Here is a 4135-nt window from a genome sequence, read left to right as displayed (position 1 = left end):
CGCGAAGGCAGGATTTGGTCAGCATAGCGGTCAACCGGGAAGCGAAACACACCCCGCAAGTTGATGCTCTCCAGCCTGGTGGGCGCAATCTTCCCGATCAGTTCCGGTGGAATGACCTGGCGGCGGTTCGACCAGCGATCCAGGACCGCCTGCATCTGTGAGGTATTCCACGCCATCACGATGTTGGCCATCAGGCTCAACGCATCGGCCACAGCCTGCATTTCATCGACACGTTTGGCCTGCGCCGGGCTGATCCGGCCGGTATAAATGGCGCGCTTGAGGGCGTTAACAGCCTCGCCCCGATTGAGCACCCGGCGCAACTCGTTCCTGAAAGCGTCCTTGACAAAGTAGTCAGCCAAAAACGCCGTACGCAGCAACCGCCCCAATTGCACGCCAGCCTCATAGATTGGATCGCCCTGGGCGGCAGAACCGAACCGCGCAAGAGCTGCCACCGCACTGGCATGTCCGCTCATGACCGAGGCTGCCAGGTGCACCAGACTATCCCAATGCTTTTCGATCAAAGCGACGTCGACATTGGCTTCGCACACCGCAGCGATTTCTGCGGGCACTTTGGTGCCGCGTGGCACAAAGAGGTGGCGCTGTTTGAGTTCCTTCAACCGCGGGCAAAGATCAAAACCAAGCAAACGGGCATGTGACATGGCAAAGTCGGTGTAGCCATGGGTATCCACAGCAAGCTGGCTGGTCTCCAGCTTTTCTTGGCGGATGACACCTTCAATGGCCACGCCCGCCTGGCGCTCATTGAGCACAAAGGGCTGCGCATGGAAGATGCCCCACCGGTCTTTTACATGGGAGTAGATTCCAATGGAAGGTGTGTTGCGCCGAGGATCAAGCCGGGCTTGCCACACCCGTTTGGTGGTCTCCATGCTCATCATGTCAGAAGATGCCAAATCGGACCGCCCCCAGGTGGCGGCAATCGGGTGTCGCTGCATGAATTCCAGCACAGCCTGGCAGGCCTGGCTCAGACGCCGTTCGTCCCGCGCCCAGCGCATGGCCTGGCGAATGCTGGTGGCAGACAATTGCGGAATCATGCGCGCGCATTCGACCGCAGTCAGACTGGTGCCGTGGGCCATGATGCCGGCATAGACCATCAGCAGCTCGTCGGTAGAGCGCGGCTCACGTCCGAGCATGATCCAGCTAAAGCGCACCTGGGCGTCAACGGCCAGAATCACTTCCGGCAATTGAACCTCACCGATGCGGTGATCCAAAGCCGCGCGCAGCTTGGTCACTTCTGGGTCTTCGTCCTCTGCGGGCAATGGCGACAAATGGAGTTCATCATCCACGCGCTGCGCATTCCACTGATGGCGGACAGTGATTCCATTTCCATCGCGGACAGCGTTCCAGGCGATGGCGGACACGTTGCGCGGGTGTCCTGAGTGACGCTCAAATCGTAGCCGAAGTGTCCGCCATCAGCGTGGAATGGCGGTCGGCGCGGCCGGCTCAGACGGCCTTGGTGAGCTTGCGCATCGACTCGCCCTTGAGGGCTATCTTGTGCGAGCCGTGCACGATGCGGTCCAGGATGGCGTCGGCCAGCGTGGGCTCGTCCAGCCAGGCGTGCCAGGCCGTCACCGGCAACTGGCTGGTGATGAGCGTCGAGCGCGTGCCCACCCGGTCGTCCAGCAATTCCAGCAGGTCGTTTCGCTCGTGCGCGGCAATCGGCGCGATGCCGAAGTCGTCCAGGATGAGCAGGTCCAGCCGCGCCAGTTGCGCCAGCCGTTTGCCCAGGCTGCCATCGCCGTGGGCCACGTGCAGCTCCTGCAGCAGCCGTGGCGCGCGGGTGTAGAGCACCGAGAAGCCCAGGCGCGCGGCCTGCTGCCCCAGTGCGCAGGCGAGCCACGTCTTGCCGCACCCGGTGGCGCCGGTGAGCAGCACGTTGTGGCCATGGCGCAGCCAGTCCCCGCCGGCCAGGCTGGTGATGACCTCTCGGCTCAGGCCCCGGCTGGCGCGCCAGTCGATGTCCTCCAGGCAGGCACTGGAGACCTTCAGGCGGGCCGCCTTCAACAGGCGCTCCAGGCGCTTGCTGTCACGCCAGTCCACCTCGCGCTGCACCAGCAGCGCCAGGCGTTGTTCAAAGGGCAGCTCGCTGGCCGTGATGTGGGTGGCCGCGTCGCTGAGGGCGGCCACCATGCCGTCCAGGCGCAGGGCGCGCAGTTGGTTCAAGGTCTGTTCGTTGAGCATGGTTCTTCCTTGTTAGGTTTGCTTGCACGTTGGAGTTCAGTGGTAGTAGCCCGGCCCGCGCACGTTCTCGTGCAGCGGCAGGCTCGCCTGCACGGCCATCGGTGCATCCAGCGGCCGCTGGTCCAGGCCGCAGCCCAGGATGGAGGCGATGCTCTTGTAGGACGGTGAGCGAATCGACTGCGCCCGCGCACAGGCGGCCTCCAGCCGGTCAGCCCCGTACTCACGGCCCAGGCGCATGAGGCCCAGACAGGAGCGGTAACCCTGCTCGGGATGCTGGCGGTGCTCCATCTGCCAGCGCACCACGGCGGCGGTGGCCGCGCCCACGCGCTCACCCCAGGCGATGAGCTTGGCCGGCGTCCACTGCAGGTGCGCCCGGTGCGAGGCCGGCATGTGCTCGGGCGTGGTGGTGTGTGCCCCCCGGCGGGGATTGAGGACGTGGGCGGCCACACGCTTGCCGCCATGCAGGACTTCGAGCGTGCCGGCCGTGATGCGCAACTCCACCGGCTCGCCCACCAAGGCGTGGGGCACCGAGTAGTAGTGGCCGTCGAGCTCGACGTGGTAATCGATGTTGACGCGGGCGGGTTTGAAGCGCGCGATGGGCATGCGCACCGGCGGCAGGGGGCGCAGGGCTGGCCGGTCGAGTTCGGCGAAGGCGCTAGTGCGGTTGCCCGGCAGCTTCTTGAACGCGCGCTGGTTCAAGTCCACCAGCAAGGCGGCAATCGCCCGGTTGAGCTCGGCCAGGCTGAAGAAGGTCTGGTGGCGCAGCCTGGCCAGAATCCAGCGCTCGACCACCTGCACAGCGACCTCCACCTTGGGTTTGTCGCGTGGCTTGGCCGGGCGCGCGGGCATCACGGCCAGGCTGTAGTGCGCACAGAGCTCTTCGAGCAGGCGGTGCGCGGTGGGCTCGTAACGGTCGGGTCGGGCCATGAGGGCGCGCGGCTGGTCAGGCACCAGCAGGCGGGGCACGCCGCCGATGAACTCCAGCGCGCTAATGATGCTGGCCACCCAGTCGGTGGCCTTCTGGCTGGCGGTGGCGCAGGCGTAGGTGTAGTTCGATGCGCCCAGCACGGCCACGAAGACCTGGGCCTGGCGTATCTCGCCAGTGTCAGCATCCACCACGGGAACGGTCTGGCCGGCGTAGTCCACAAAGAGCTTGTCGCCGCCGGTGTGGGTCTGGCGCATGGAGCGCTGCAGGCGCCGGGCCCAGGCCTTGTACTTCTCGCAGAAGGCGCTGTACTTGTACGCCTGCCCGCTGTGCTGTTGCTGGTATTCCTCCCAAAGCAACTGCAGCGTCACGCCAGGTCGGCGCAGTTCGCGGTGGATGTGGGCGTGGTCGGGTTCAAGGTGCCGGGACTCGCGCGCCACGGGTGGCTTGTAGAGCCGGGCCTGGAGTTCGTCGTCGTTCAGGCTCTGGGCCAGTGCCCAGTCCACGCCGGCCACGCGCGCGTAGCTGGCTATCTCGCTGACAGTGGATTTGGAGATGCCGAGAGCGGCACCGATTTGACGGGTGCTCAAGGCCCCGCGGTGCAGCAGTTGCAGTGTGTGTCGTAGTTTGCTCATGGTGACCCTGGGTGTGGGCATCGCTGGTTCCGGTCAAAAAACCGGGCAGCGTATGCCGCGTTCGGGTCACTCGGAACACCCCGCAGGTGTCCGCCATCAGTTTGGAATGCTGTCCGCCTTCAGCGTGGAACGGTGTCCGCCATCACGCTGGAACACTGTCCGCCATCAGCATGGAATCGTGTCCGCCATCGCGTGGAATACGCACGCTGGACGTTCATAAGCACCTGGCAGACATCCCCGATCTCATCTTGCGCCGCTACGCGCGCCGACTTGTCTCCAGGCCGCCCTCAGCCGGAGCCAAGATCAAAGAGCCAGCGCGCACCGTGGAGGTCGCATGCTTTCTTCGGTATTGCCTGTTCACCACCACAGACCAGTTGAT

Annotated in this window: 2 protein-coding genes and 1 pseudogene; all 3 read right to left on the bottom strand. The window is 65.0% G+C overall.

The window, feature by feature from the left end:
• Positions 1–1304 (bottom strand): annotated as a pseudogene (locus AvAM_RS22705) (Tn3-like element IS1071 family transposase); the annotation flags it as partial.
• Positions 1305–1458: 154 nt separating this feature from the next.
• Positions 1459–2196, bottom strand: a complete 738-nt coding sequence (gene istB, locus AvAM_RS22700; RefSeq protein WP_011805003.1) for an IS21-like element helper ATPase IstB — start codon at positions 2194–2196, stop codon at positions 1459–1461.
• Positions 2197–2232: 36 nt separating this feature from the next.
• Positions 2233–3777: an IS21 family transposase gene (gene istA, locus AvAM_RS22695; RefSeq protein ID WP_137749181.1), complete on the bottom strand. Its 1545-nt coding sequence runs from the start codon at positions 3775–3777 to the stop codon at positions 2233–2235.
• Positions 3778–4135 lie beyond the last annotated feature (358 nt).

The sequence above is a fragment of the Acidovorax sp. NB1 genome (genome assembly GCF_005405905.1).
Classification (GTDB): domain Bacteria; phylum Pseudomonadota; class Gammaproteobacteria; order Burkholderiales; family Burkholderiaceae_C; genus Acidovorax.
The sequence above is the reverse complement of the archived record's forward strand: the minus strand, read 5'-3'. Positions and strand labels throughout refer to the sequence as shown.